Here is a 25,100-nt window from a genome sequence, read left to right on the forward strand (position 1 = left end):
GAGCTTCCCATGCCCTCACACGATTCTTCGCCTTTTACTCCGGTTATTGTTAATCCGCCCGCTCCCCGAAAACTGGGCATGATGCTGATGACTATCCTGTTACCGCTTGTGGCGGGCGTGGCCTTCGCCCTTTTTACAGGTATGTGGATTTTCTTGCTCATGTCTGTGGCTTCTTCACTTTTTATGCTGATGCATTTTTTCGGGGGCAGAGCGGAAAACCGCAGTGCCGCTGCGTTGGTGAAGAGCAGCGCAAAGCAAGAGTTAGAACGAGCACAGGCACTGCCGACAGCAGGAACACTGTTGCACGCAGCGGCCCCTGACGCTGCACGGTCACCTGCTGTAGTCCTAGGATACGGTCCTCGTCTCCCCTATATTTCGGGGCGAAACGTACGATTTGAGAAGATTTCTCCGCATCCACAGGCTCCACATTATATTCCGGTCCCAGTACCAGGCTTACCTCACGACGTATCGCTGCGTGCCGAACATCTTCATGCTTATTTAGTACAGCTTGTAGCCCATGCACGCGATACCATCACGGTCATAACCGATGCTGAGCATGCCGAAACACCGCTTTACGGTGCTTTACGTTCCTTAGGTGTCTGCCCCCGTGTGTTTCTTCACGAGGGTGCGTCTCAGGCTCACCATATTCTCGAAAAGATATGTGATGCTGCAGAACGCCCAGGAACAGCCTTATCGACTTCACAGGAGGCTGGAGACGACCGGCTTTTCATCATTTCTGCATCACTAGTGCGTTCCATACCGGCTGCGTTGATTAAACGAGCCGCGCAGGGAGCAAGGTTATGCATTGTTCACATGCCTGTCGCCCGTGGAACCGTTGATTCACCTCGCTCTGCTTCGGTATTCACCCATATACCCCACCTGCAGGTACATACCCACGGCGATTACCTAGAATCTGTGCAATATCTGCTTCGCGGCAGCATCACTGATGATACAGCCCACAAAATCACCGGTTCTTCTCAGCACGCAGGACTTATGCCTCACGAAGGGATCGTTCAGAACCACCCCTTAGACCTGCACGATATATGTGCTACAGCAGATGGACTCAGTACTGACACATACATTCGTACTTTGGGGGCTTTATCTGCGGTCCAGGCGTCATCTCCCGCAGGGTCAGGACACGGCACCGGTTCGGTTCATGCACGCACGCTTGCTTTCTCTGAGCTTACCCAGCAGTCTACGAATCTCCTCTACGAGCAGTGCCTTCAGCGGTGGGAACGCAACCGCTACGCAGAGGATATTCGTTGTTTCTTAGGGTCCACCACTGAAGGATTTTGCGATATTGGGTTCACAACACACGGCCCACATTGGCTTCTGGGAGGCACCACCGGCGCAGGAAAATCTCAACTCTTGCGTTCGCTCATCCTCAGTGCGGCTCTGCGATATTCCCCAGAACGGCTGGGGCTTATTCTGGTAGATTTCAAGGGTTCCGCCGGGCTTGGTCCTCTGGCTGAGCTTCCCCATACACTCAGTTTGCTGAGCGATTTCGATGTTGCCGCCGTTCGCCGCGCGCTTGAGTTTTTACGTGCCGATGTGAACCGACGTGAGCTTGATTTACGCAACTTAGGGGTAAATTCTTATCATGACTACCTGCGGTTGTGCGCTTCAACGGGCAAAACACCACAGTACCCGGAAGTTGTGATTGTGGTCGATGAGTTCCGTATGCTCGTTGAGTCTATGCCGGATGCTATGACCGAGCTAATGCGCATCGCTACTATTGGTCGTTCCTTAGGTATTCACCTGCTCTTGGCAACTCAACGACCTCAGGGAAGTATTTCACAGGATATTCGGGCCAATATTGCTACAAACATCTGTTTGCGTGTGGCATCTGCACAGGATTCATACAATCTCTTAGGGCATGAAAAGGCCGCGCATATTTCCGCGTCCTCTCCTGGGGCTGGATATGTCAGTCTTCCAGATGGTCGTATTCTAGCTTTCCGTGCCCCACTTGTGGACGCTCTTCCGCAGCAACATGCGGACTTCCAACAGATATATCGGTGGGAGACTCCGGGATGGGTTCCCCTAAACGAGATACCCTCCGTACAACAAGTTTCAACCGAAGGTGAGGATACGCTCCTAACCCGTGCCGTGCACAGTATTCGTGACTTATACCTGTCTTCGCACAAGAGCCCTGCGTTTGTTGACCAGTCCGAGCAGAATCCAAGCAGTGTTGCTTATGCCCGCGCACGGTATACTCCTATACCGCAAGCGTTACCGGAGAATTTTCCTCTAACCCGTACCCTTGATACCGGTCTTCATCAAATCCTCGGCTCAGACGGCGCACGTGGACACGGTTATCTTTTGGGCGCCATCGAAATCCCGCAGTACGGTAAGCGGCAGCCTATCCGGCTGATTTTGGAGGCACATCCAGGTGCCCTCGCCGTGCTAGGAACTGTTCCCGAACGCACCGCAATCATAAACGCGCTCATAGCCCAGGCTATTGCGCGGCAGAACCCTGTCTATGTTTTCACCTCAGATGCCGGGTATCATCGACGCCTGCACTCGTACGCAGATAGTCTTGCCGTACTCGTTGGCCCCCATGAGCCTCAGCATCTTCGATTCTGCCTCGAAAAAATACGTTCGAGTCATCATTCTGCAGAACAGAAGACTCAGCAGCCTCTGCTTATCTGCGACGGAGTTGACGGATGGCTTGAAATGCTCATGAGAGACCCCCAGACGGAATCATATCTCTACGATGTATTAGCTCAAAGCCACCGTGAGGGCTACCAGGTTGTTTTTACCTCGGCTCTTCCTCTACGAGGCAGGTTCAATTCGGTCGCGTATTCAACCATTCTCAGCCGCAGGTTTGTAGAATCGGATTTACTGCGTAAGTCTTCCAAGAGCTATCCGCTACCGAACGCCACACATTTTGCGGTCGAAGGCGGTTTCAATACCGCCCTTGTGGGCGACGTTCCTCTGGAAGCATCAACATTATGCCCCGTCGTGACCTCATGTGAAAATATCGTCGAGCTACAATCGGGTAACTCCGGTTTCTCATGCGATAAGTCGCTCTCGCTCCGTCAGTTTCCGCGGACTTTTCCCATGCCACAGCTAGAGACAATCGTCATGTGGCATAGGGGCTACAACGCCCAGGGAACACATATATTGTGTGGCTACTCCCGTACGGGCGATCCTAGTTTTCTTCAGGCCAAGGAAGGCGTTTTTATACCCGTTGTGGGTTCCCGTGCCTCAGGTAAAACGCATTTTCTTTCTGCGCTTCGAATGCTTAACCCGCATCTGGGAGCTCTCTACATCGATGGGAACACCCCACCCGACGCCCAGAAAATTCGCCAGATGTGCGAGTCGGTACAAGATCCCGAGAAAACTCTGATTCTCATTGATGATCTTGCCTATATACCGGCAGCCACTCAGCAGGTGCTTCTTGAGCTCGGACCGCGTTTCAGGGCTGTTTGGGTAGCATATACGCCATGGGCCCGGTGGCATTCATCCCCCATTTTGACGGCACTTTCTGGATGCTCGCGAGCGGTTCTTCTGGCTCCTGCCTCTATCTCTGATGGGGACATTTGTTCTTTGCATGAGATCCCACGCGATATGTATACCGAGGGGATGTTACCGGCTGGGCGCGGAGCACTTGTGGATGCGGGCCGTGTACAGGCTTTTCAGGTTCCCGATGAGGTATATCAGTCTGCACATAATGCCGTTCAGGCTTATCAAGAGTAAATTTATCGACCCGCATAACGGGATAATTCTCGTTCCTCTTCCTCAGTAACTTTGAGTGTATATTCTCGGGTTGCACGGGTGAAGAGGAGCGCGAATGCCGTTCCAGCTAAGAGAATTTCCACACAGTTAATCACTAAAAATGTTACGGCAGCAGCCTGTACTTCTGGGGTAAGACTAAAGTATATGGAGAGGTTAGAAGCACCTACAAAAGCAGCACACAGGCTGATGAGCATCACCCAGACACGAGCATGTCCCTGATAGAAACGAACAGCGCAGAACATGATGCCTACCCCCAAAGCAACTTGAATGAGACTGTTGACGATACGATCTGCGTTCCTCTCAGAGTCATTCATGATGAAAGGTGCGATAATTCCGCGGTACACAAGCACGATGGCAAAAAATCCTAATATACCGGAGGTTATTTTTACAGTAATCGGTACGGTGATGCGTGCTTTCATCGTGTTGGTGGTCTTCCCCATCGTACTCTCCTTGCGGTGGGCTCAGATGCGAGGCTTATAGGCTTTTAATTCTAACTGGCAGTCGTTAAGCACGCATGGTCTGACGTTTTATGTCGTGCATTCGTGAAATTTCGTGTAATTTGCTCTTCTTTCATAATTTTTGAACATAGTTATAGGAGTTTCTTAAGTATTGAAACTTAGATACAAGGAGACCCTAAGTGATGCAAACCTCCAAAATTTTAAGATTTTTTTCGGAAAACCCCTTGTCAGAGAGGAATATCCATGCGAAAGTTGATAAGTCAAATTTTTGCACCACTCATTGACGTAAAGATTTGCCTACACGCACACAGAACAAGTTAAGTTATCGCTTGTTGTCAGCTACCGTGCAGTAGCGAAGCACGAGCAAACCATAAGATAGAAGGAGGTCCAGCTGTGGATTGGCGTAGCCGTGCTGCTTGCTTGGATAAGGATCCAGAACTATTTTTCCCTGTTGGAAACACCGGGCCTGCTCTCTTGCAGATTGAAGAGGCAAAAGCTGTTTGCCGCTCGTGCGAGGTTATTGACGTATGCCTCAAATGGGCTATCGAAACCGGTCAAGATTCTGGCGTTTGGGGAGGGACCAGCGAGGATGAGCGTCGTGCGATGAAACGTCGCGCTGCTCGTGCCCGCCGTGCTTCCTAACTATAAGCGCGCATTCTCATAGTAGAAGCTCGGTGTCATTCCTACTTCCGGCAGGAGTGACACCGGGCTTCTGCTATTTTCTTCATACCAAAATGCGACGTCGTACTAACTCAAGACGGCATTGATAATAACGCGCGTGCCCGAAGGCTCATTCGCTTCCCAACGGATTGACCCGTTAAGCTCACTGGCAACTAGAGTGCGTACAATCTGCATTCCTAATCCTTCATGCTCCGCTGTAGGCCGGTATGCATCCGCACCAGATTCTTCGATGGGGTCATCCCCCATACCTCTGCCGTTATCCGTAATAATAACGGTCAGGGTATTATCCCCCTGCTCATTGATGTTTCGGCGCCCTTCAAGAGTCACACGCCCAGTTTCACCGTTCAGCCCATGCTCTACAGCATTTGCAACAACTTCGTTGATAACAAGGGCGAGCGGAGTGGCAAATTGACTGGGAAGTAGCCCAAAGTGCCCCAAGAGCTCTGTATCTACAGTCTGCCCGGGAGAAGCGAGTTCGGCAGCAATATGGAATTGCCGCTCGATAAGCTCGTCAAAATCTACACTCTGCGTTAACCCCTGTGACAGGGCTTCATGCACCGTTGCAATTGTAGCCACGCGTCGCATAGCTTGTTCCAGTCCCTGCTTCGCTTCAGGTGTTGTCATACGTCGCGATTGCAACCGTAAAAGCGCCGAAACCGTTTGAAGATTATTCTTGACACGATGGTGAATCTCTCGGATTGTTGCATCTTTTGTCATAAGCTCCAGCTCGCGGCGACGCAGTTCCGTGACATCACGGCACAAAATAAGTGCACCACGACGTTCCATCCGAAAAGTAGTGCTATGCACGAGCGGAATAGAACGCATCGTTACTCGGGTGCGGCCAATCGTAAGTTCAGTACGTATATCCGCACGGCCCGCTAAAACGAGCTGCAAAGTCTCATCAGCTTCCTCCCCAGAAGGAAGCATATCTCGGGTAACATCCGCCAGGTTGAGGTTCTCAAGATGGTCACCTAGCCCCAAGCGCGCATACATTGAGTTTGCATTGGGTGAGGCCAAAACAACTTGACCTTGTGGATTAATGACGATAATTCCATCAATGGCACGCGGATTACCACGAGTATTATTCTCCTGTGCCAGAGGATCAGGCCAAATACCAAGGTGAATCATCTCCAGCATATTCTCAGTAACCCAGTTATAGATTTCTTCAGCTTGAGACGATGCCCGCACTACAGTGGGAATCGTATGCATACTCAGAAGCGCAATAGTACGGCTATTACGCACTATCGGCACAAAGGTCACTTTCACTCCAGGGCGCATACTGGGCCCGGCTTCCATAACATGGTGAACAATCTTCTGGGTATGCCAAGATTTACGTGCTTCATCGCAGATATTATCGTCCATCGTGTGATCCACAATATCGTGATGAAACAGAGTGTGCACGTTAGACGGGCGTACATGCGCTATTGCTGAAAACCCGCTGGACGCCGACGGTCCAGAAACGCTATCCGGTCCGCTCCCATCAGCCACCACATAGTCAGTGGGGAACCATACAACAAGGTCGCTCTGAGCAATATCGGCAATAATCTGCCACTCCCCGATGATGAGGTGAATCCACTCGGTATCACCAGGGCCGAAACCACCAGGGTTGAGATTACTCTCTGTAAAAGACATTGGGCTCTCCCAAGAAGTTGAATACGTCTAACCTATTCTACGGTTCAACCATGTTTTCTGGATATATGACGTGGAGAGTTTATAGTTTTTACGCCGTATTCATGCGCTATAGACCCTATTGTTACTTTTCGGTTCGTATCCCGAGAAAAGGATCACCTCAGTTTCCTAAGACCCAACGATACGTATAGTTTACGAATCCCAACAACCAGCGGGCTTCTGGGGGCGTATTCCAGAAGAGTCTGCCCACGAAACCATGCCCGATCCACAGTTTTCCGGTCATACGGCAAAAACCCCGAAATAGGGCTTCGCGGTCCAAAACGTTGCCAGGTATTCGCCAGTTCTCGTTCCGCATCTCGTCCGGTTGCCTCAGCACGCACTTTGTTGAGCCAGATATGAACCTTGGCAGTATCACGAAGGGTGCAGGCGCCTTCACGCATCTGGTCGTACGCGCGGATCATTCGAGGAATACCGATAATATCGGCATTTCCCAATAAAACGATGTGATCCGCCATTTCAAGAGCCGTTATAGTAGCACCATTACGGCGAGGACCAGTCTGCGCAAAGCCTAGCTCGGCATCAGATTCAAGACATGCCGCTGTGTCAAGAATAATGACGTCGTAGCGATGCGCAAGCCACTTTAAACTATCGCAGAGTGCACGTGTCCGTAGCTCAGGCCAGCGGTCGGGGCGGGTGATACCGCTCAAAAAATCAAGATAATATTTGCCCACCCGCAGAGTACTAATTGCTTCATCGCTGATCTGGGTGTCAAGCTGCCCACGTTCGGCAAAATGACACAGCTGTGCGATACCAGAATAATCGTCTAAAAGACCCAGCAGAGGGCTTAAAGAAGGGTCATAAGTATCCGCATCGACTAAACATACACGCATTCCTTCTGCGGCAGCGCAGTTTGCCAGGTTGAGTGCTAAAGTGCTACGCCCCGGAGCTCCCCCTGTACCCCACACGGCAACAATAGTTCCTCGGTTTTCAGCTTCTACAGCATCTATGTGAGGCCCAGAAAACTGTGGATGATGTTGCCTAGACTGATCTCTAAAATCATTCAGCGTCAGCTGCTGCATATTTTCAAGGTGGACGGAGGCTTTGTAAGCTTCCTGAAGCTGCGGCATTTCAAGCTGAGCCTGCGGAAGACGAGGCAGAGAAAAATCTATACTGTTTTGCTCGGTCTGGTTCCTATCAGGATTTACCAGGGCATAGCCGTATCCAGAAGTATCGGGGTGCAGGTGTTCTCCTGACCCGTTGTAGAGATTCTGTGTATCATATCCGTAGTGTCCGGAATATCCTGAGTCGTACCCATACTCGTTCTCTGCTTTTTGAGGAGTTATGCCGAGTTCCTGTTCAGGTTCAGCAGGTGCCTCATCAAGTAGTTTTTCTACGGCCGATGGCAGTTGATGTGGCTCCGTATCTGTTGCAAGAGGCATAACAAGATCCGGAAGCGGAGTATCTTCAGGAACCAAAGCAATAAATTTTACATCTGCTTCGTCCAGTTCGTGCAGAATAGATACGGTAGCTTCCTGGGGCAGACCCACGCTGAGAATAGCACATGCTATTCCGGCGTTAGCATACCCTAAAGCATCCGCAAAAGTATGGGCGCTTCGAGCAACGCTAACGCGTCCTCGCTGAGATTCAATAGCACTCAGAATGGTGCCGTCATCTCCCAAAAGCACAAGAGGGATATTGTGGATCACTTAGTTCCCCTCAGATTTATATTCAATAGGAACAAGGGTAATTTTTGCATCTGATGACGTGGCATGCAGAACGTCCGGTAGCTTTTCAGGGTCTATCCAAAGCTGTATATTGGCGTGCCCATTCGCTCCCAATACCCCTTCGTCAACAGCGATAGTTGATATTTCTGCATTCTGAACAAGAGGTTTTTGCTCAGACTCATTATTCTCGTTATTTCCTTCAGACTCAGGTGCTCTCTGTTTTTCTTTATCAGAGGAAATTACCCATATATCTACACGCTCGCCAGCCTTAAACGTAGAAGCTATTCCACGATCAAGGGTTACCGTAACAAGCCGTCTGCGCTCCTGGATATTCTCGTGTGCAGATGCCGAGCTAATAAGCTCCCCCGCAGGAATTTGTCGCACAGCGATATATTTTCCTGATTCAAGTTGCTCACGTGAAAGATAGCGATCTTTACTATCGCCCAGATTGACCTGTTTTTCAATCAGCATATCTGGAGTAATCTTTTGTCCAATAGAAATATCATTCTTCGCAGTGTAATATGTATAGGTCTGATTATTAATTCTAATAATTCCAATAACTCCCGCTATTGAAATCAGAATTAAGATAAGACCAACAATAAGCTTCGGGTCTTTAAAACCCGGCTTATGCATACGCATACTACTTTCTTCAGGTTGATGCATATTCGTCCTGGAGATTTTATTATGCTTCACTGCATAGACCTTTCATTCGGAAGTATCGCTACCTTAGCGGTTTGTAGATGTTTTATGCGCCTTCATCAGGGAACAGGCGCCTAAATTATATAGCACCACACTGCACACCTTGAAAGCAATTATTACAACTTTGAGCGCAATATCGTCTCTTTGTGTACATAATATCTAAACTACAAACCTATGAATATGGGATGTGCAGCTAGATAATTTTTTCAGGCTTATGTGCATAAATAAGCTGGCATAAGCCTATTTAGTAGACTATACTGAAACTACACATTATCTGCTCCCCAAGAGCGCATAGGGACCCAAAGACTCTGTAGCGGAAGGATTTTTACCATGTCTGCACCACGTTTTTTGACACTCAGCGATGTCGCCGAGGAGTTGCAGGTGTCGTTAAGCCAGGTACGAGCACTCGTTCGTAGCGGCGAACTACCAGCAATTCAAATTGGCGGTCGTAACCAATGGCGTATTGAACGCACGCGCTTCGAAGAGTACATTAACGAACGCCACGAACAGACCCTAGAAGCCATTGCCTCCGGCAAAATGACGAAAATCAAAGCCAACTAATTGACCGTCACAATAGCGCATATACGGGATGTGGGGATTATCCTCACACCCTGTTCTTTATATGTCAGCGCATTAGAGTATGCAAAATAAGGTTCGCATGGAGATAACGCCATTTCGATAAAGTCTGCCCCAACTCGTGCGATAACACCTTCAAACATCGTGTTTACTGGCGAAGCACAAGATACCCGCGCTGGCTCTTGCGCCATCATCAAGGCATAGCAAGCATCAGACATGCTGAACCTATAGGCACGAGCCTGCACATCAATTTTGACCTCTGCCGCCTGATTCTCGCATTCCCACCACAGGATACTCGATTCTGGAATAAGGATATTCTCTCGTCCTGTGCTGAGCTGAATCCACCCCTGACCAATCGCTTCAAGATACCCTTCACGAACCATCCCATCCGTACCACAGACTTTTACCCTGCTCCCATGTTGAGCCGCGCATCGCTCACGCATGGTCACCGCCAGATACTCCATGCGGGCACGTCGTTGTGCCTGGTTCTCAAGAGTCCGAAACTGTTCCGCTTCAAACTGTATGTCTAAATCTCGGAATAATCGTTGCATTCTCATGCTATGAGCCTACTGTATTCTAAAGTCTTGAGGCATATTGCACCTCCACAAGCCCCAAAAAATCAGCATTTCTTCGAGAATTATTACTAAATGATTAAGATTCTTCCCTTCAGATTTACACCGACCTTGTAGGCGCGGTAAATATAACATATAAGAACATCAACGACTACCAATGCCAAGGGGGAATACGATGAAGTCACAAGCTCAGATGAGCATCCTCGATGGAGTGCTCAGCATCGGCATTCCCACGCTATCCGTTCTCTCAGGGGTCCTAGCGCATAGTGTTCGCGTTATATCTGAATCTTTGACCGGTTTGGAAAACGCTATGATGATGAGCGTTGAAGTCCTCTCTGCTGCCGTCATGCTCTGGTGGGCTCTTGGCGTTATCCTCGGTGTTGGATACCTTCTGAAAGTCAGAGCCGGTTCCATACGCCTGCACCACCGTGAGGATCGTGGAACTTTTCTGCTCCCCCGATATATACGCAACACTATTCTTACTCTAGGCGGTGCAGCATTAGGTCTTAGCGCGGCATTTGCACCTGCACAGGCCACAGATGCGCATCCGGATATCAGCAACCCTGCAATATCTGCGCCGTCTCAGCTTTCAGCTTCCCCTGCTGCCCTCCCGACTCCGTCTTCACCAGAAGCATTTGTAGAAAATTCTACGCCCAGCACGGCAGCGGATGCTTCACCGCGGGAGTCAGCTGCAGGAACCCCTCAAGGGGTATCGTCTCAGAACTCTCCATTCTACCAGGCTCCTGCCTCATCTCCGCAGGCTACCCATGCCTCCACCCCACCTAGTGAAGTCTCTAAGACCACGGTAGCACCCGTTAAAAAGCGCCAGCAGCAACTTCCAAGTCTTTCACCCTACGCGCAGCCCTATGGTACGCCTCCGCCAAACATATCTGCCGAACCGGCGGTTCCCCCGACAATCCAGCCTCAAGCAGAACATCAGAGTTTGAGCCCGTTCTTCGGCGGCCAACGAGAAGGCGCACCTTCCAGAGAAGTATCACCAGCATCTCGAAACCACGCTACGCGTTCCAGCCACCAAGTTGTTGTGGGTGATTCTCTCTGGTCCATTGCCTCTCACGAGCTGAGCGACGATGCCTCTCCTCCGGAGGTTCTGGAATACTCCCTGAGAATCCACTCCGCCAACCTGGACGTTATGGGGGATAACCCCAATATTCTGTATCCAGGTCAAACTCTCACATTGCCTGACCGATAAGTACGCTATTTTTCTTCTCGACCGATATGTCCAACCACTATGCAAAGGAGCTAAATCATGACCGCTATCAATATTTCTCTTCACGATCTCTCCAAGAAGATCGAGAGCCATTTTCTCAAAGAAGCAGCCGCCAGAGCCAGAGCGCAACAGGGTGATATTCCCGATGTACCACCATCGACCGCGCCAGGAAATCTTGTCCAATCACAATATGGAGTAGTCCTCTCCCCGATCAATATGTACGCTCAAGATCAACAGAATAGAGAAGCTCACCATATGTTGCCACAGAACACTGCTGTTAGGGCACGCATTCGTTCCCGGAAAAGTGCATCTCACGGGCGACCTCTTAAGCGTTCCGATTCTGGAACCCTACGCATTGAGTCGCTTTGTGCAGGCATAGGTCTTGCGGTTCTCGAGGTTCTTATGAAAAAGCGATCCGCGCAACAGTTCAAACACTGGCTGTCACCAGAGTGCTTCACGGCATTGGAACAGCGCCGTTCCTCGCAAGAGCAACATGCTAGTTATCTCGCTTTTACCAAGACCCCGCACGTAGCGCGGAGCCGTGCTCAAAGACTTAATGACGAGACATATGAGGCATGTATTATTCTCACGGACGGTGTTGTAACCAGGGCTATGGCAATGCGGGTGCAGGCTCGCTACGGCGGGTGGTATATTACTGCACTGCACTTTATCTAAACCGCATAACCAGATGTGGGCACCCCAAGATTTTGGGAGTGCCCACATGCATGATGAAAATAGTGATGAAGCTGCTAGTCAGCGTTCTCTACGCGAACATCGGTGCCACCTTCTTCATTGGGTGCAGAGTACTGCAAGAACTTTGGGCGGCTCGGAGACTGAAGCTGCACCGCCGAGGCCTTGGTTCGCTGCTTCGACAAATCCAAATTGAAGAGGTAACTAACGGTCTCTTCGCGAATAGCGTCAAGCATAGCCTGGTACATACTGTAGCCCTCACGCTGGTATTCCACTAGGGGGTCGCGCTGTGCCATCGCACGTAGTCCGATACCTTCTTTCAGGTAGTCCATCTCGTACAGATGTTCAGGCCAGCGTTCTCCAATAGTCGAGAGCATTACACGACGCTCAATCTCACGCATAGAATCTTCGCCTACAGATTCTTCGCGTTCATCGTAGACAAGATGCGCATCTGCAAGAATCTCTTTGACTATCTGGTCGCGAGTAATCTGGGTTCGATCCCCGGCATCTTCCGCCAGGTCGTCGGCGGTAATACTGACGGGATATATACTCTCAAGAGCCTCCCACAGGTCGTCAAGATCCCAATCTTCTGCGTGCCCTTCGCTGACACGTTCGTCAATGGCGGTCGTCAAGACCTCGTCCACGAAACCAGAGATCTGTTCCTTGAGATCGTCGCCGTGCAGAATCAGAGAACGGTCCTTATAGATGGCTTCACGCTGGCGGTTAAGAACATCATCGTATTTCAGCACGTTCTTACGCTGTTCTGCGTTACGTGACTCAACGTTTGACTGCGCAGTCGCGATAGCGCGTGTCACCAACTTCGAATCTAGAGAAGAATCTTCCGGAGCCATCGCCATGAGGCGGGTTGCAGCGCCGGTATTAAACAGACGCATAAGCTCGTCGGTGAGTGAAAGGTAGAACCGGGACTCGCCGGGGTCACCCTGACGACCAGAACGACCACGCAGCTGGTTATCGATGCGGCGCGACTCATGGCGTTCGGTGCCTAGCACATAAAGACCACCAAGTTCCGTTACCTCATCGTGCTCGGCCGCTGCTTCTTCCTCGCACTGTTCCAGAATGTCGGGCCAGCGTTTCTCATATGCTTCAGAATCGCGGTTCGGGTCAAGACCCAATTCAGCCATCTTGGCGACAGCCTCGAATTCTGGGTTACCACCAAGCATAATATCGGTACCACGACCTGCCATGTTGGTAGCCACCGTTACGGCACCCTTGCGCCCTGCCTGAGCCACGATGTGAGCCTCACGCTCATTGTTCTTGGCGTTCAATACCTCATGGCGCACGCCTTCTTTTGCAAGTTGACGCGAGAGGTACTCCGACTTCTCAACGCTCGTCGTACCCACCAGAATAGGCTGTCCCTTTTCATGGCGTTTTTTAATATCCTTAACAACGGCTTTGAACTTGGCTACCTCATTACGGTACACCTTATCCGGGTTGTCAATACGCTGCACATCCTTATTCGTAGGAATAGCAACAACACCCAGCTCGTAGGTGCTCATAAATTCAGAAGCCTCAGTCTCCGCAGTACCGGTCATGCCGGAAAGCTTATCGTACATGCGGAAATAGTTCTGCAAGGTTACGGTTGCCATCGTCTGGTTTTCAGGCTTAATTTCGACGCCTTCTTTAGCCTCAATAGCCTGATGGATACCATCGTTATAGCGGCGTCCAGGAAGAATACGACCAGTGTGCTCATCCACAATCAAGACTTCACCGTCGATCACCACATAGTCTTTATTATTGGTAAACAGCTCTTTCGCTTTGATGGAGTTATTCAAGAAACCTATAAGCGGAGTATTCCTGGATTCGTACAGGTTCTTAATGCCCAAATGGTCTTCAACTTTATCGATGCCAGATTCGAGAATACCGACGGTGCGTTTTTTCTCGTCTACCTCGTAATCTTCATCTTCTTTAAGAACGTTTTTTGCGATGCGCGCGAATTCACCGTACCAACGGTTCGCTTCACCTGCAGCTGGTCCCGAGATAATAAGGGGGGTACGCGCCTCGTCAATCAAGATCGAATCGACCTCATCAATAATGGCAAAGTTATGCCCGCGCTGTACCTGCTCGTCAACGGTCCATGCCATATTGTCACGCAGGTAATCGAAGCCAAACTCGTTATTCGTACCGTAGGTAATATCGGCTTCATACTGTTTACGGCGTTGGTCCGGGTCCATCGACGAGAGAATCACGCCAGATTCCATACCAAGGAACCGGTAGACACGACCCATCAGATTCGCCTGATATTCGGCAAGGTAATCATTCACCGTCACCACGTGCACGCCTTTGCCACTGAGTGCATTTAGGTATGCGGGCAGAGTTGCGACAAGGGTTTTACCCTCGCCGGTTTTCATCTCAGCGATATTTCCCAAATGCAGGGCAGCTCCGCCCATAACCTGAACCTTGTAGTGACGTTTTCCAAGGGTACGCTTAGATGCTTCCCGGACGACAGCGAAGGCTTCAGGGAGCATAATATCCAGGGACTCGCCATCCTCAATTCGGGCACGAAACTTATCGGTCTCGCCGCGGAGCTCGGCATCGGTCATAGACGCGAAACTATCCTCAAGCGAATCGACCGCCGCGCTATACGCTTCTAACTGTCGAAGAATTTTTTTATCGCCAGTGCGGAGGATTTTCTCTAAGAAAGATGCCACTGAGCTTCTACTCCTTGTTGTCTTCGTCCCCTCATGAGGGCGACACAAAATGCGCCCATGGCTTGAGGCTTTCCTAACTATTGTAGGGCAGAGGTATCCATCTGACAGTCACAGTCCACATTTTTACGCTCTGCGCGGGTAGAAATAATAATTATTTTCCTCACAGGAATATAGCAGAACCCGAAATACTCGCTCGAAAGAAAGCGTTTCGGGTTCTAAATCTAAATGAGTATTAATAATGAGGAATGTCGTCTACTCTTCGGTGAGAGTGATAATACCGTAGCTCCATCCTTTACGGCGATATGCGGCTGCCGGTGCTCCTGTTTCTTTGTCAATATAAAGGTAGAAGTCATGACCAACGAGCTCCATACGATCCACGGCTTCTGCCGGAGTCAGCTTTTCACCTACAAAACTCTTGTGACGAATCTCAATTGGTGAAGCTGCTTCATCGACGAGGGTAACTTCGCTATTGTCGAAGGCTGCTTCTTCAACAGGAACATCGGGTAACAAAATTTCCGTAATCGTCTCGGTAACCGTAGGAAGCGATCCTGTAGCATCTGCGACAGAAACAGGATGCTTACCACCATGTTTACGTAACTTACGACGATCACGTGCTCGACGCAGGCGCTCCAAGAGCTTTCCATAAGTCTCATCAAAGACCGCAAATTTATCATGCCCTTGGGCTTCTGCACGAAGCACCGGTCCACGTCCAACAACGGTAATCTCAACACGAATTGACTCGCCACCAAGATGACCATCTTTAGTAACTTTGACGTCGATATCGCTCACGTTGTCGCCAAGCTGCTCGAACTTTTCGACCTTCTCCTCGACATATTCACGAAGACGATCCGAAATCTTGATATTACGTCCGTAGATGTTGACTTCCACGATATTTCCCTCCAAAGTGTGGGGGTTATGCACCGTACTCGGTTGAGTTCGATACCGGAAACCCGTCCTTGAGGTTCCTTGTCATTATTTTATTACATTCTTATGGTGCATGTCACCGGAAATGACAATTATTTTCGTAGTACGAACACTGTGTATCAAAGCGCAGAATAGCCTTAATCCGGGTGTATCATAGGGCTTCCTCGTCCAAATTTTTCTGCATCGACACGGCGGCTACACAGGCTGTTCCCAGAACTCTCGCGCCACCCTGGCGCAAGACTCGTGATGCTTCAAACACGGTGGCACCGGTAGTCATCACATCATCGCACACAATGCACAGTGCCCCAGCTACATCTGCTCTGGGGGACACCCGCATCGCTCCCTCCATACGCTGGGCTCGCGCGCTAGCTCCGAGCGTTTTCTGTCCTGCTGTATTCGGTCTTATGAAACGCTGGTATATGTTTTCTTTTTCTAAACTCAAGATATGATGTGTCTTCACCCGCACTTTACGTCTGTGCAGAGCTACAGAACGATTGAGTTCGTATTCTACCTGTCGCACAAGCAACTCAGCCGGTACGTAACCACGACGCTGCACGCTACGTTGTGATGAAGGGACGGGTATCAATAAGATGCGCGTTCCTGCGGGAACCTGCGCACGGTCAATAATCGTTGCCACGGCCCTGCCCAATGCGCGCGCTAGTTCGGGAACCGCATCAGTGCGGCCCGCATTCTTCATGGAAAGGATCACATGCGCGAGTGTTTTCTCATAGATACCTGCTGCAACCGCTCCCGGTACGGGGTGCTGCAGCACAGGAGTATGCACGGCAAAGGTTTGTTTTCTCAGTGAAGTCTCGCACCGAGAGCACAAAGCCCGGCGAGTACCGGCAGCATCTAAAAGTGCCGTACCGCCTACACCGCATCCGACACATGTTGCCGGAAAGAACAGCTCCCACGCCGCGTAAAGAGCCTTTTTACCTCTCATTCGAGGTGTTTTATCCATTGCTCTTTTACCCTGCGTACGTAATCTCACTCAGCGGACCACTTATGGGTTTCCAGCCGCGCTCTTCCAGAAGATAGCACTCTCCCGTATCAACGTGCCCAATAATATGACCGCTGTCCCCTGCCGCAGACATAGAGCGCAGTCCCTCCAACCGGTCCAGCTTTGTCTCCTCGCTATTGAGAGAGGTTAGTTCTGCTTCCCCTGTGGTTGTATTGACGACGGCAAGGGTCTGTTCCCCCGCCCAATCTACACAATGGGGAGATACAGAGGCGTTAACCCGCACTAATTCGGTAAAACTACGCGGTTTACCGCTCTCATCACGTATAATCCCCGAGATAATCAGCATCGACGTATCATCTCGGGAGGCGATGAATGCACCACGTGTACCATCCCGCGAAATTTTAAGAGAGTTAAAAACAAGGCCATTTCGCCAGGGCACAGAGATATTAAGACCTTTTTCTCTTTCCTCAACGCTATCGGATGCAGGGTTAAAGGCGCGCACCGTTCCGCTATGATCGGTAGCCCATACCCATCCATAATGGTCAATGCTGGGGCGAGATAGGTCGCGTGTTTCCCAAACTTTTGAGGAATTTGTATCGCGCACTGTATAAAGCTTTTTACGCCCCTCACTTAAATAAGCGTAGGTAGTGCCGTCATATCCGATAGTTGGTGCCGAAGGATCCTTGATTTTTTCCACTAGCGTGCGCTGCGAATCTCCAGCGTCAAAATCACGCTGTGTTACTAAACGGTCCTCATTAAGCGCCACAACTTTGGTATTAGGCTGCGTTACCAAAGATATTTCATGGAATCCTTCTGGCTTATCTGATGATGAAATTTCGTGACCGTTATAACAGAAAACTACAGTCTCAACATCCCTAAAATTGCTGACAAGATGCACAATCTGTTGGCGTAAACGAGCTAACTGAAGTTCACCTATAGATTCGCCTCCGAAATCAATCTTTATCGTATGCTTTTCAGCGTTAAAGTTGACCTCGTTAATTTTCATGGACTCCTGGGTCGCCGAGAACACAGATTCTTTGAGATACTTTGCTGGTCCCGCTATTAGGGTCTGGGCCAACGTTTTAAAAATCTCATCGCGATGTGCGAACCAGCGTAAATCTGGCACCGCGTAGGTATAACTGGGATCATAATAATACAGACGGTAAGCTTTGAAAGATCGATAAAATTCACTGGTGTCAAGCCACAGCCCTGAGGGACAATTCTTGATACGCCATTCACCGTTTTCCTGCACCATTTCAAATGTTTCCGGTTCTGAGTTAGGAGTATCAGTTGAGAAAGAGGTACTGGTCAAGCCTCGGTCATCTACAAGACCGCTTTGCGTAACAGACACCTTATAAATATCGTTTTCACCGCGCGTAATACGTGCAGTTTCAAAATATACACGAGTCCATTCCAGTGGATTCCATCGTTGTGCGAACTCGGTCGTTAGATACTCTCGTGCTATTCCATAATTATCGGAACTATCGACCCCGGCGCGTAAAAATCCTTCAATAATACTTTCCGGAGTGCCACCAGCCTGTGGACTGATAGCCCGCGCTGCAGCCCTCCTCTCTTCTCTGCTGTTGAGATTATCAGAGTGCCGATGAATTCCCTCTGAAGCAGGTAGACCGGAACAAGCCTGCATCAATAAAGCAATACTTCCGACTCCGCCCAGAAGCATCGTGCGGCGTGAAAGAGTGGGCAGGGTCTCTGACAGCATTTGTTTGTGCGAAGAGTTTTGAAATATTCTGCGCATTATACCTGTCCTTCAGATGCATCATCTTGATTTGCATGACGGGTTTTACGCAATGATGTCGAGAGAGTATCGCCCGCAAGAGCGCTGTGAGCATATGCCTCTGGCTCAGGTTCTCCGGTAATCAAGACCGGGGAAGGACCGAGCTCTCCCCCCTGAACAAGTGGCAGGTTCATCGTGAAGCAAGCACCTTTTCCTTTCATACCCCAAGCCTCAATACGCCCGCCATGCAAACGTACATCCTCGGCGGTAATAGACAAGCCCAATCCGGTACCCCCTAGAGTGCGTTTGCGTGAGGTATCTGCACGCCAGAAACGGTTGAAGACCTGTGCCGCTTCCTCCTCACTCAAGCCGATGCCATGATCGCGTACCGCCACACCCAAGTTTGTTGCATTGGTAGCGATGTAAATATCGACGGGCTTGGATTCACCGTGCTCAATAGCGTTAAAGAGGAGATTACGCAAAACACGTTCAATGCGAACCCTATCGATATCAATATCAATATGCGCCTGCTCAGAATGCACAATAAGCCTGGTTCCGGTACGTTCCAGATGCGGGATAACTTCGACCAAAACATCGTTAAGAACACTCATAAAGTCTTCAGCGTCGATGTTCAAAACGGCGCTGCCTGCATCAAAGCGCGAAATTTCCAGAAGGTCAGAAAGCAAGGCTTGGAAGCGATCCACCTGGTTATGCATAAGCTCCACACTGCGCGACTGCACAGGATTGAGGGTGTCACGCGAGTCATAAAGGAGTTCGCTGCTCAGCCGTACCGTCGACAACGGTGTACGCAGCTCATGCGACACATCCGAGACGAATCGCTGCTGCAGCGTCGATAGTCTCTCCAGCTGTGTAATCTGATCCTGCAGACTATCCGCCATTTTATTAAAGGAAATTCCTAATCGCGCAGCCTGATGTTTACCGCGAACACTAACGCGTCGATTCAGGTCACCGGCAGCAAGTTTCTCTGCCGTGATCGCAGTCAGGGTAATCGGTCGCACCGCTAAACGGGTTACAAACCACACAATTGAAAGCACCAGAATCAACAGCACTGTAAACCCTGTACCAAGCACAACGTTGATATATGTAATGGTGGAGGATGATTCGCTAAGATCATAAACCACGAACAACCCGTAATCAGGGTTCTGAGGTATAGAAACACTTGTACCAATGATCAGAGCGGGATAGGGTTCACCATTAGATTTTTCCGGTTCTGATAGGTCTTTCTTCTCCCAAAATACTCCACCTGGAGAATCTCGCACAGTTGATTTAAAATCCTCAGGTATCGTCGCGGCATCTAACGCATTGTCACCGCTTTGTTCAGGGATAAACCCTTTCTTGGACTGTTGGTCTAAAGGCACCAAAACCCAACGCCTCTGGGTATCGCCGCTCGCGTCCAAAAGGGTAAGTGCACGGGTGACGTTACGGCGGATTTCACTATCGGTACGTGCTTCCGAAGAACCATCAAAAACGCTCTGAACATTGTCGAATCCCTTAATAGATTCTTCTAGCGCCTGGTTCTTTTTATTCTCAAAAAGCGATGTTGCAATCTGGTTAGACAGCGAGGTTCCTACCGCGATAAAAGCAATAAGCATCATGATGCCCGCGCTGGTCACGGACCGAAATTGCAGAGAATGAACCCACAACCGATGAATTGCACGGAATGGGTTGAGGGTTCGCTCTTTCCGGGGCTTAGATTTAAGATCTAAGTCCCGGCTATCGGAGGCTCCAGAGGTTGCGTCAGGTGTGGGCATAGGCAAAGTTACTTTCCAGATATGAAGATGCGCATAGCGGACTGAAATATCACGTTAGGCGGCACCTCCAACGTTCTCTAGGGGTACTTTATATCCGACGCCGCGCACCGTTTGGATAACCTGTTCGGCACCAATATCCGTGAACTTCGCGCGAAGACGCTGCACGTGAACGTTTACCAGAGAATCGCTCACATCGCTGTAGCCCCAGACAGTTTCTAACAGCTCTTGACGGCTCATGGCCTGACCCGGACGGCGAACCAAAGCTGCAAGAAGGTCAAATTCCAAAGGCGTCATAGGCACTTCAACACCTTTATACTTGAGGGTTCGGCCATCCATATCCATGATGGTATCTCCCACCCGCACCACCAACTGGCGGCTCTCACGCGGGCGCAAACGAGCACGGATACGGGCCATAAGCTCAAGATGTTTGAAGGGCTTTGCAATGTAATCGTCAGCGCCAGCTTCCAGCCCTTTTACCACATCTTCAGTATCGCTTTTAGCAGTCAGCATGATGATAGGCACATTAGATGACGAACGGATCTGCTCGCAGACTTCGATACCGCTCTTCCCCGGAAGCATGAGGTCCAGCAATACCAAATCTGGTGAATGCCGCATAAACGTCTCAAAGGCGCGAGAACCGTTTTCGCAAAAAACTGCGTTATATCCTTCCTGTGCCAGGACAATGCCGATCATTTCTGCAAGAGCGTCATCATCATCAACGACCAGGACGGTCGAGGTGGTGGTGGTCATGGCGTCTCTCCTCTATATTATTCGGTGATTATAGTAATTATCCTAAGCCCTCAGCCACCATTTCTGCGACTATTCGCGCATACTCTGTGGTTCTCACCATCTGAAGTGTGGCCTCATGCGGGTTTATATGTGTAGTATTTGCACGATGTGTTAGCCCAACCGAACGTATCTCGGTTTTCTGTAGTCCAACATCATTCCACAGTCTCCACAATCTCTGTGCTTGCTGCGGTATAGCATCCGATTCTACGATGGGCAGCCAAAGCCTTGCTCCGGATTCTAGTACGGCTGCCGCTATTTCCCAGCGATGCGGGTCGCTAAGAGGCTGTGCCTGAATCAGATTCTGGCTTGCCTCGTCCGGGTCAAAAAGCAGTTCTGCAGGATTATCTGCCGTTGAAAACGTACGGGCTATAGCGCAAGCATCTGCCACAGAGCTGAGGTTCGACGTGCGATCATCAGGATACGTCAAAGGAACCTTGGTGAGGTTCAGCATAGGCGTTATGGTAAGTTCGGCAAAAGTATTGGCGCAGATACGGTAACTTTCGTAGATTTCGCTAACCGGTACCGCTGGGATAGTGCGAAAACCACTCACCGTAGGGATAGTACCCGAAATAATGCGCCCAAGTTCCGGCTCGTCCAGTTGTACCGTAAGACGGGCTTCGGGTTGGTTGAGGGCTTGGCGGATAAGAGAGATGCTCTCCCCTAGCCCTTCTAGAAAGGCATCCCGTATATCGCGTGCCGCCCCCGCATCACTGATGGCACGCTCGCCATTAGGCACATAGACCCGCGCAGCAAGGGTATATGGTCCGCACAGCTGAATTTTGAAACTGGGAGCAGCGTCCTCAGGCACTGAAGCTCCAGAAGACTCACCGCCTACGACATCGGCGAGTGCGTTAATATCTGAGACATAACGGGATCGCGCACGCGCACTTTCGCGGGTACCGCCGCCTCTAGCGTGAACTAATCGCCATCCATAGGACGCGCCTTCAAGTTCCATTCCAGAGAGTGTGGCAATGGTGCGAGCAAGAGTAGTGCTCTGCCAGCCACGCTCTGGAAGCTCCGGTAAGAATGGAAGATGCGGATGCCCCAACTCACCGCGCACACGATGCAGGGCATCTATTATCTGCGTGCCGGGGAATTCGCCTAGTCCGCTGGCTCGTACCGCAACAGTATCGCGCTCAGCAAGCTCGGTAGCGAACTCACGTTCGGGTGCACGATAATCACCCGGTAGCAGCAGGCGCTCGGGCACATACTGTTTTCGGGTGTTTTCGTCCGCAAATCTGGTAGAGAACGAGGTCATCAAATCTACGCTAGCATCTAATCCGTCTGACGGTCGAGAGAATCATCGTTTTGAGCCAGCTCGTCCTTATGCTCGTGCGCTATTTTTTCGTGGTGTCGAATAACCTCGGAAATAATGAAGTTCAAAAATTTCTCCGCAAATTCGGGATCGAGACTAGACTCTTTCGCCATAGCCCTCAGACGAGCTATCTGGGCTTCTTCTCTTCCCGGATCACCCGCAGGCAGGTTATGCTGTGCTTTAAGAACCCCAACGCGCTGGGTGGCTCGAAAACGCTCCGCAAGAATATGAACCAACGCGGCATCGAAATTATCAATAGAGCGCCGCATCGCGAAGAGTTCTTCGTAAACCTCGGCGGAAACTTCGTCTCCCATGGAGGTGGCACGCGGATCAAATTCTTGCTGGGTCATTATAGGTCCTTAGGGGTACGAGCATTACACGGCTGCGTTTTCACGAAGATCATCAAGGTCTTCACGAGCGAGTGAGTAAGCACGGGCTATAGTGGACTGTCCTAAAACTCGTGTGCCCTGGTAAAGCACCATAGTTTGCCCGGGTGCTACGCCAAAGAGCCCATCGTGTAGACGCACCACGGTCTCTACACGAAGTTTTCCGGAGGTTTCGGCATCGGTATCTTCTGCCCATTCAAGATGCGCGGTACCGCGCACCGGGTCTGCATGTGCACGCACTTGGGCGGTAACATCAAAGGTCTCGCTACGCGCGCCGAGTTTTGGTTCCTGAGCAAGAAAATGTTCTGCTTCCGGAACGGGAATTCCAGCCCAGGTGGCCCGAATTCCGCGGATTTCATCGATAGAAAGCAACTCACGAGAACCGACAATAACTTCATTCGTTTTTGGTCGGATTTCTAGAACAAAGCGGGGCTTCCCATCAGGCGCCGGAGTTCCTAAGGCTAGTCCCTTACGCTGCCCAACCGTAAATCCTTGAGCACCAGGGTGTTCCCCCACCACATTGCCGGAGGTATCTTTAATCGTGCCGGGGCGCATTTGAATGTGCTCGCCTAGCCAGGCACGGGTATTACCCTCGGGAATAAAGCAAATATCGTAAGAGTCCGGTTTCTTGGCAACCGAAAAACCACGCCGTTCGGCCTCCGCGCGAACCTCCGCCTTCGAAGGCGTGGTTGCTAGAGGAAACCAGGCGTGTTTGAGCTGTTCGTGGGTAAGGACGCCCAACACATAGGACTGATCTTTTGCCCAGTCGGCGGCTCGATGCAGTTCTCGGTTACCGTCGTCATTGGTGATAACGCGGGCGTAATGACCGGTGACTACCGCATCAAACCCTAGGGAGACGGCACGTTCCAAAAGCGCAGCAAATTTGATTTTCTCGTTACAGCGCATGCAGGGGTTGGGGGTTCGTCCCGCTTCGTATTCGGCGATAAAGTCATCGACCACATCTTCCTTGAAACGCTCCGAGAAGTCCCACACGAAGAAGGGGATGCCCAACTGGGCGCATACGCGGCGCGCATCCATAGAATCTTCAAGGGTGCAGCACCCACGAGAACCGGTGCGGAGCGTTCCGGGCATACGAGAAAGCGCCAAATGCACACCAACCACCTCATGCCCCGCCTCAACGGCACGGGCGGCAGCAACAGCTGAATCGACGCCGCCACTCATAGCAGCCAAAATCTTCACAGAGTTTCCTTATAAACGTTGGGTACAGTTTCGTGGTGAGAATAAATATGAGGTTCTATTGTACGCTTCTTATTGCATGTGCGCAGGTTCGCCGCAATTATCCGCCGTACCAGCGTTGAGCGTCAGGCAGATGTGAGGAAAGACCCGCTTTTGCCGCCTGTGCATAGGCTTCGGGCAGGGCCGCGAGCAACCGAGCAATGTCTTCGCCGGTGCTGGAATGCCCAAGAGTAAATCGTTGCGCACTGCGGGCGGTGTCTTCGTCCAGACCCATGGCAAGAAGCACATGGGATGGTCTTGTTACTCCCGCGTTACAGGCCGAACCGGTTGAGGTTTGAATCCCCTGCATGTCGAGCAGAAAGAGGATGGTGTCTCCTTCTGCGCCTTCAAAAGTAAAGTGAGCATTCGCAGGCAGCCTTTTTTCACCAGGAAAGGCCTCGGTTGTTGGGTCGATGCCGCTCAGGTGAGCTTGTGGAATAACCGCCTGTACCGCCGCTATTAGCTCATTGCGAAGTGCTGCAATACGGATGGATTCTTCTTCAAGATGCTCAATCGCATGCGCGGCGGCCTCGGCAAATCCCGCGATCGCGGGGGCATCTATAGTGCCGGAACGCACAGAACGCTCTTGCCCACCCCCGTGCAAAACCGGGGTGAGCTGCGCTGCTCGTGTGGCGATAAGCGCGCCGATGCCCATGGGACCGCCAATTTTATGCCCGGAAATCGCCATCGTATCAACCCCGCTGTTACGGAAGTTAACGGGCACCGCGCCGAAAGCCTGCACCGCATCCGTATGCATGGGAATACCGTATTCAGAGGCTATGGCGGCAATATCTTGAATGGGCTGTACAGTGCCAACTTCATTATTTGCCCACATAACGGTAACTAACGCAACATCCGCAGGGTTTTGGGCTATCAGTTCCCGCACGCTTTCGGGGTCTACCAGCCCCTGCGAATCCACTGGAATCCAGTCGATAACCGCGCTCTCGGTCTTCTGCAGCCATTCACAGGTTTCTTCCACCGCATGATGCTCAATACTTGATACTAGGATACGCCGTCGCACCGGGTCTGCTTCCCTGCGTTTCCAGTACATCCCCTTAACCGCAAGGTTGTCTGCCTCTGTTCCTCCAGAAGTAAAAATAACCTCGGCGGCATCGCATCCTACAGCTCGGGCGATACGTTCGCGGGCATATTCAACGGTGGCACGGGCATCGCGTCCGGTAGCGTGCAGCGAGGAGGGGTTACCGCCCGCACGCATCTGCTGTACCATTGCGTCTATAGCAGCTGGCAGGACATCGGTAGTCGCTGCGTGATCTAGGTAGACCCGGTTCACTATTTCCTCCTCTGGCGTATTGCCCTT

At 50.8% G+C, this 25,100-nt stretch carries 20 protein-coding genes; 5 read left to right on the forward strand and 15 right to left on the reverse strand.

Annotation, left to right across the window (positions count from 1 at the left end; all coding sequences use genetic code 11):
* Window positions 1–9: 9 nt before the first annotated feature.
* The gene (locus HMPREF3164_RS01800) at window positions 10–3,699 is read left to right on the forward strand and encodes an FtsK/SpoIIIE domain-containing protein (protein WP_070448574.1); all 3,690 of its coding nucleotides are present in this window, start codon (window positions 10–12) and stop codon (window positions 3,697–3,699) included.
* Between the two features lie 2 nt (window positions 3,700–3,701).
* Here the strand turns inward: HMPREF3164_RS01800 and HMPREF3164_RS01805 are convergent, their stop codons facing one another.
* Window positions 3,702–4,178, reverse strand: coding sequence for a hypothetical protein (locus HMPREF3164_RS01805; RefSeq protein ID WP_048753728.1), 477 nt, complete (start codon window positions 4,176–4,178; stop codon window positions 3,702–3,704).
* Between the two features lie 411 nt (window positions 4,179–4,589).
* On the opposite strand from HMPREF3164_RS01805, the gene HMPREF3164_RS01810 reads away from it, so the two are divergent.
* The gene (locus HMPREF3164_RS01810; protein ID WP_048753727.1) at window positions 4,590–4,838 is read left to right on the forward strand and encodes a WhiB family transcriptional regulator; all 249 of its coding nucleotides are present in this window, start codon (window positions 4,590–4,592) and stop codon (window positions 4,836–4,838) included.
* Window positions 4,839–4,943: 105 nt separating this feature from the next.
* On the opposite strand, the gene HMPREF3164_RS01815 is transcribed toward HMPREF3164_RS01810, so the two are convergent.
* The 3 genes from HMPREF3164_RS01815 to HMPREF3164_RS01825 form a co-directional block, all read right to left on the reverse strand.
* The gene (locus HMPREF3164_RS01815; protein ID WP_048755176.1) at window positions 4,944–6,509 is read right to left on the reverse strand and encodes a sensor histidine kinase; all 1,566 of its coding nucleotides are present in this window, start codon (window positions 6,507–6,509) and stop codon (window positions 4,944–4,946) included.
* A gap of 152 nt (window positions 6,510–6,661) precedes the next feature.
* Window positions 6,662–8,212, reverse strand: coding sequence for a CpaE/TadZ family protein (locus HMPREF3164_RS01820; protein WP_246822556.1), 1,551 nt, complete (start codon window positions 8,210–8,212; stop codon window positions 6,662–6,664).
* Complete coding sequence (locus HMPREF3164_RS01825; protein ID WP_246822557.1) at window positions 8,213–8,893, reverse strand: SAF domain-containing protein; 681 nt, start codon at window positions 8,891–8,893, stop codon at window positions 8,213–8,215.
* A gap of 366 nt (window positions 8,894–9,259) precedes the next feature.
* Between HMPREF3164_RS01825 and HMPREF3164_RS01830 the strand changes: the two genes are divergently transcribed.
* Window positions 9,260–9,490 (forward strand): helix-turn-helix domain-containing protein, encoded by a 231-nt coding sequence (locus HMPREF3164_RS01830; RefSeq protein WP_004005036.1) that lies wholly within the window; start codon window positions 9,260–9,262, stop codon window positions 9,488–9,490.
* On the opposite strand, the gene HMPREF3164_RS01835 is transcribed toward HMPREF3164_RS01830, so the two are convergent.
* Window positions 9,487–10,062, reverse strand: a complete 576-nt coding sequence (locus tag HMPREF3164_RS01835) for a hypothetical protein (RefSeq protein ID WP_070448576.1) — start codon at window positions 10,060–10,062, stop codon at window positions 9,487–9,489. The two genes, HMPREF3164_RS01830 and HMPREF3164_RS01835, sit on opposite strands and share 4 nt — an antisense overlap.
* Before the next feature lie 190 nt (window positions 10,063–10,252).
* Here HMPREF3164_RS01835 and HMPREF3164_RS01840 point away from each other — a divergent pair, with 190 nt between their 5' ends.
* Window positions 10,253–11,287 (forward strand): LysM peptidoglycan-binding domain-containing protein, encoded by a 1,035-nt coding sequence (locus HMPREF3164_RS01840; protein ID WP_070448577.1) that lies wholly within the window; start codon window positions 10,253–10,255, stop codon window positions 11,285–11,287.
* A 57-nt stretch (window positions 11,288–11,344) separates the two neighbouring features.
* Entirely contained in the window at window positions 11,345–11,980 is a 636-nt protein-coding gene (locus HMPREF3164_RS01845) for an Rv3235 family protein (protein WP_048755172.1), read from the forward strand.
* A 74-nt stretch (window positions 11,981–12,054) separates the two neighbouring features.
* Here the strand turns inward: HMPREF3164_RS01845 and secA are convergent, their stop codons facing one another.
* The 10 genes from secA to HMPREF3164_RS01895 form a co-directional block, all read right to left on the reverse strand.
* The gene (gene secA, locus HMPREF3164_RS01850; RefSeq protein WP_013397419.1) at window positions 12,055–14,664 is read right to left on the reverse strand and encodes a preprotein translocase subunit SecA; all 2,610 of its coding nucleotides are present in this window, start codon (window positions 14,662–14,664) and stop codon (window positions 12,055–12,057) included.
* A 252-nt stretch (window positions 14,665–14,916) separates the two neighbouring features.
* Window positions 14,917–15,552 carry a ribosome hibernation-promoting factor, HPF/YfiA family gene (gene hpf, locus HMPREF3164_RS01855; protein WP_037231053.1) on the reverse strand — a complete coding sequence of 212 codons (636 nt, stop codon included), beginning with the start codon at window positions 15,550–15,552 and terminating at the stop codon, window positions 14,917–14,919.
* Window positions 15,553–15,739: 187 nt separating this feature from the next.
* Window positions 15,740–16,531 carry a ComF family protein gene (locus HMPREF3164_RS01860; protein ID WP_246822558.1) on the reverse strand — a complete coding sequence of 264 codons (792 nt, stop codon included), beginning with the start codon at window positions 16,529–16,531 and terminating at the stop codon, window positions 15,740–15,742.
* A gap of 25 nt (window positions 16,532–16,556) precedes the next feature.
* Window positions 16,557–18,230: an LpqB family beta-propeller domain-containing protein gene (locus tag HMPREF3164_RS01865; RefSeq protein ID WP_246822559.1), complete on the reverse strand. Its 1,674-nt coding sequence runs from the start codon at window positions 18,228–18,230 to the stop codon at window positions 16,557–16,559.
* Window positions 18,231–18,304: 74 nt separating this feature from the next.
* Window positions 18,305–20,056 (reverse strand): MtrAB system histidine kinase MtrB, encoded by a 1,752-nt coding sequence (gene mtrB / locus HMPREF3164_RS01870; protein WP_070448578.1) that lies wholly within the window; start codon window positions 20,054–20,056, stop codon window positions 18,305–18,307.
* A gap of 54 nt (window positions 20,057–20,110) precedes the next feature.
* A complete protein-coding gene (gene mtrA, locus HMPREF3164_RS01875) occupies window positions 20,111–20,806 on the reverse strand; it encodes an MtrAB system response regulator MtrA (protein WP_013397424.1) in 696 nt (231 codons plus the stop codon).
* A 37-nt stretch (window positions 20,807–20,843) separates the two neighbouring features.
* The gene (locus HMPREF3164_RS01880; protein WP_070448579.1) at window positions 20,844–22,103 is read right to left on the reverse strand and encodes a uroporphyrinogen decarboxylase/cobalamine-independent methonine synthase family protein; all 1,260 of its coding nucleotides are present in this window, start codon (window positions 22,101–22,103) and stop codon (window positions 20,844–20,846) included.
* Window positions 22,104–22,120: 17 nt separating this feature from the next.
* Complete coding sequence (locus HMPREF3164_RS01885) at window positions 22,121–22,510, reverse strand: chorismate mutase (RefSeq protein WP_004005049.1); 390 nt, start codon at window positions 22,508–22,510, stop codon at window positions 22,121–22,123.
* Window positions 22,511–22,534: 24 nt separating this feature from the next.
* Complete coding sequence (gene mnmA, locus HMPREF3164_RS01890; protein ID WP_070448580.1) at window positions 22,535–23,746, reverse strand: tRNA 2-thiouridine(34) synthase MnmA; 1,212 nt, start codon at window positions 23,744–23,746, stop codon at window positions 22,535–22,537.
* A gap of 97 nt (window positions 23,747–23,843) precedes the next feature.
* The gene (locus HMPREF3164_RS01895; protein ID WP_070448581.1) at window positions 23,844–25,073 is read right to left on the reverse strand and encodes a cysteine desulfurase family protein; all 1,230 of its coding nucleotides are present in this window, start codon (window positions 25,071–25,073) and stop codon (window positions 23,844–23,846) included.
* Between the last annotated feature and the right edge of the window lie 27 nt (window positions 25,074–25,100).

The organism is Rothia sp. HMSC08A08 (assembly GCF_001808385.1).
GTDB classification, from domain to species: domain Bacteria; phylum Actinomycetota; class Actinomycetes; order Actinomycetales; family Micrococcaceae; genus Rothia; species Rothia dentocariosa.

Bases quoted from the DNA above. Each gene is read 5' to 3' on its own strand.
- HMPREF3164_RS01800 (WP_070448574.1), top strand. From the start codon at position 10: ATGCCCTCACACGATTCTTCGCCTTTTACTCCGGTTATTGTTAATCCG.
- HMPREF3164_RS01805 (WP_048753728.1), bottom strand. From the start codon at position 4,178: ATGGGGAAGACCACCAACACGATGAAAGCACGCATCACCGTACCGATT.
- HMPREF3164_RS01815 (WP_048755176.1), bottom strand. From the start codon at position 6,509: ATGTCTTTTACAGAGAGTAATCTCAACCCTGGTGGTTTCGGCCCTGGT.
- HMPREF3164_RS01825 (WP_246822557.1), bottom strand. From the start codon at position 8,893: ATGCATCAACCTGAAGAAAGTAGTATGCGTATGCATAAGCCGGGTTTT.
- HMPREF3164_RS01830 (WP_004005036.1), top strand. From the start codon at position 9,260: ATGTCTGCACCACGTTTTTTGACACTCAGCGATGTCGCCGAGGAGTTG.
- HMPREF3164_RS01835 (WP_070448576.1), bottom strand. From the start codon at position 10,062: ATGAGAATGCAACGATTATTCCGAGATTTAGACATACAGTTTGAAGCG.
- HMPREF3164_RS01840 (WP_070448577.1), top strand. From the start codon at position 10,253: ATGAAGTCACAAGCTCAGATGAGCATCCTCGATGGAGTGCTCAGCATC.
- HMPREF3164_RS01845 (WP_048755172.1), top strand. From the start codon at position 11,345: ATGACCGCTATCAATATTTCTCTTCACGATCTCTCCAAGAAGATCGAG.
- HMPREF3164_RS01860 (WP_246822558.1), bottom strand. From the start codon at position 16,531: ATGAGAGGTAAAAAGGCTCTTTACGCGGCGTGGGAGCTGTTCTTTCCG.
- HMPREF3164_RS01865 (WP_246822559.1), bottom strand. From the start codon at position 18,230: ATGCTTCTGGGCGGAGTCGGAAGTATTGCTTTATTGATGCAGGCTTGT.
- mtrB (WP_070448578.1), bottom strand. From the start codon at position 20,056: ATGCCCACACCTGACGCAACCTCTGGAGCCTCCGATAGCCGGGACTTA.
- mtrA (WP_013397424.1), bottom strand. From the start codon at position 20,806: ATGACCACCACCACCTCGACCGTCCTGGTCGTTGATGATGATGACGCT.
- HMPREF3164_RS01880 (WP_070448579.1), bottom strand. From the start codon at position 22,103: ATGACCTCGTTCTCTACCAGATTTGCGGACGAAAACACCCGAAAACAG.
- HMPREF3164_RS01885 (WP_004005049.1), bottom strand. From the start codon at position 22,510: ATGACCCAGCAAGAATTTGATCCGCGTGCCACCTCCATGGGAGACGAA.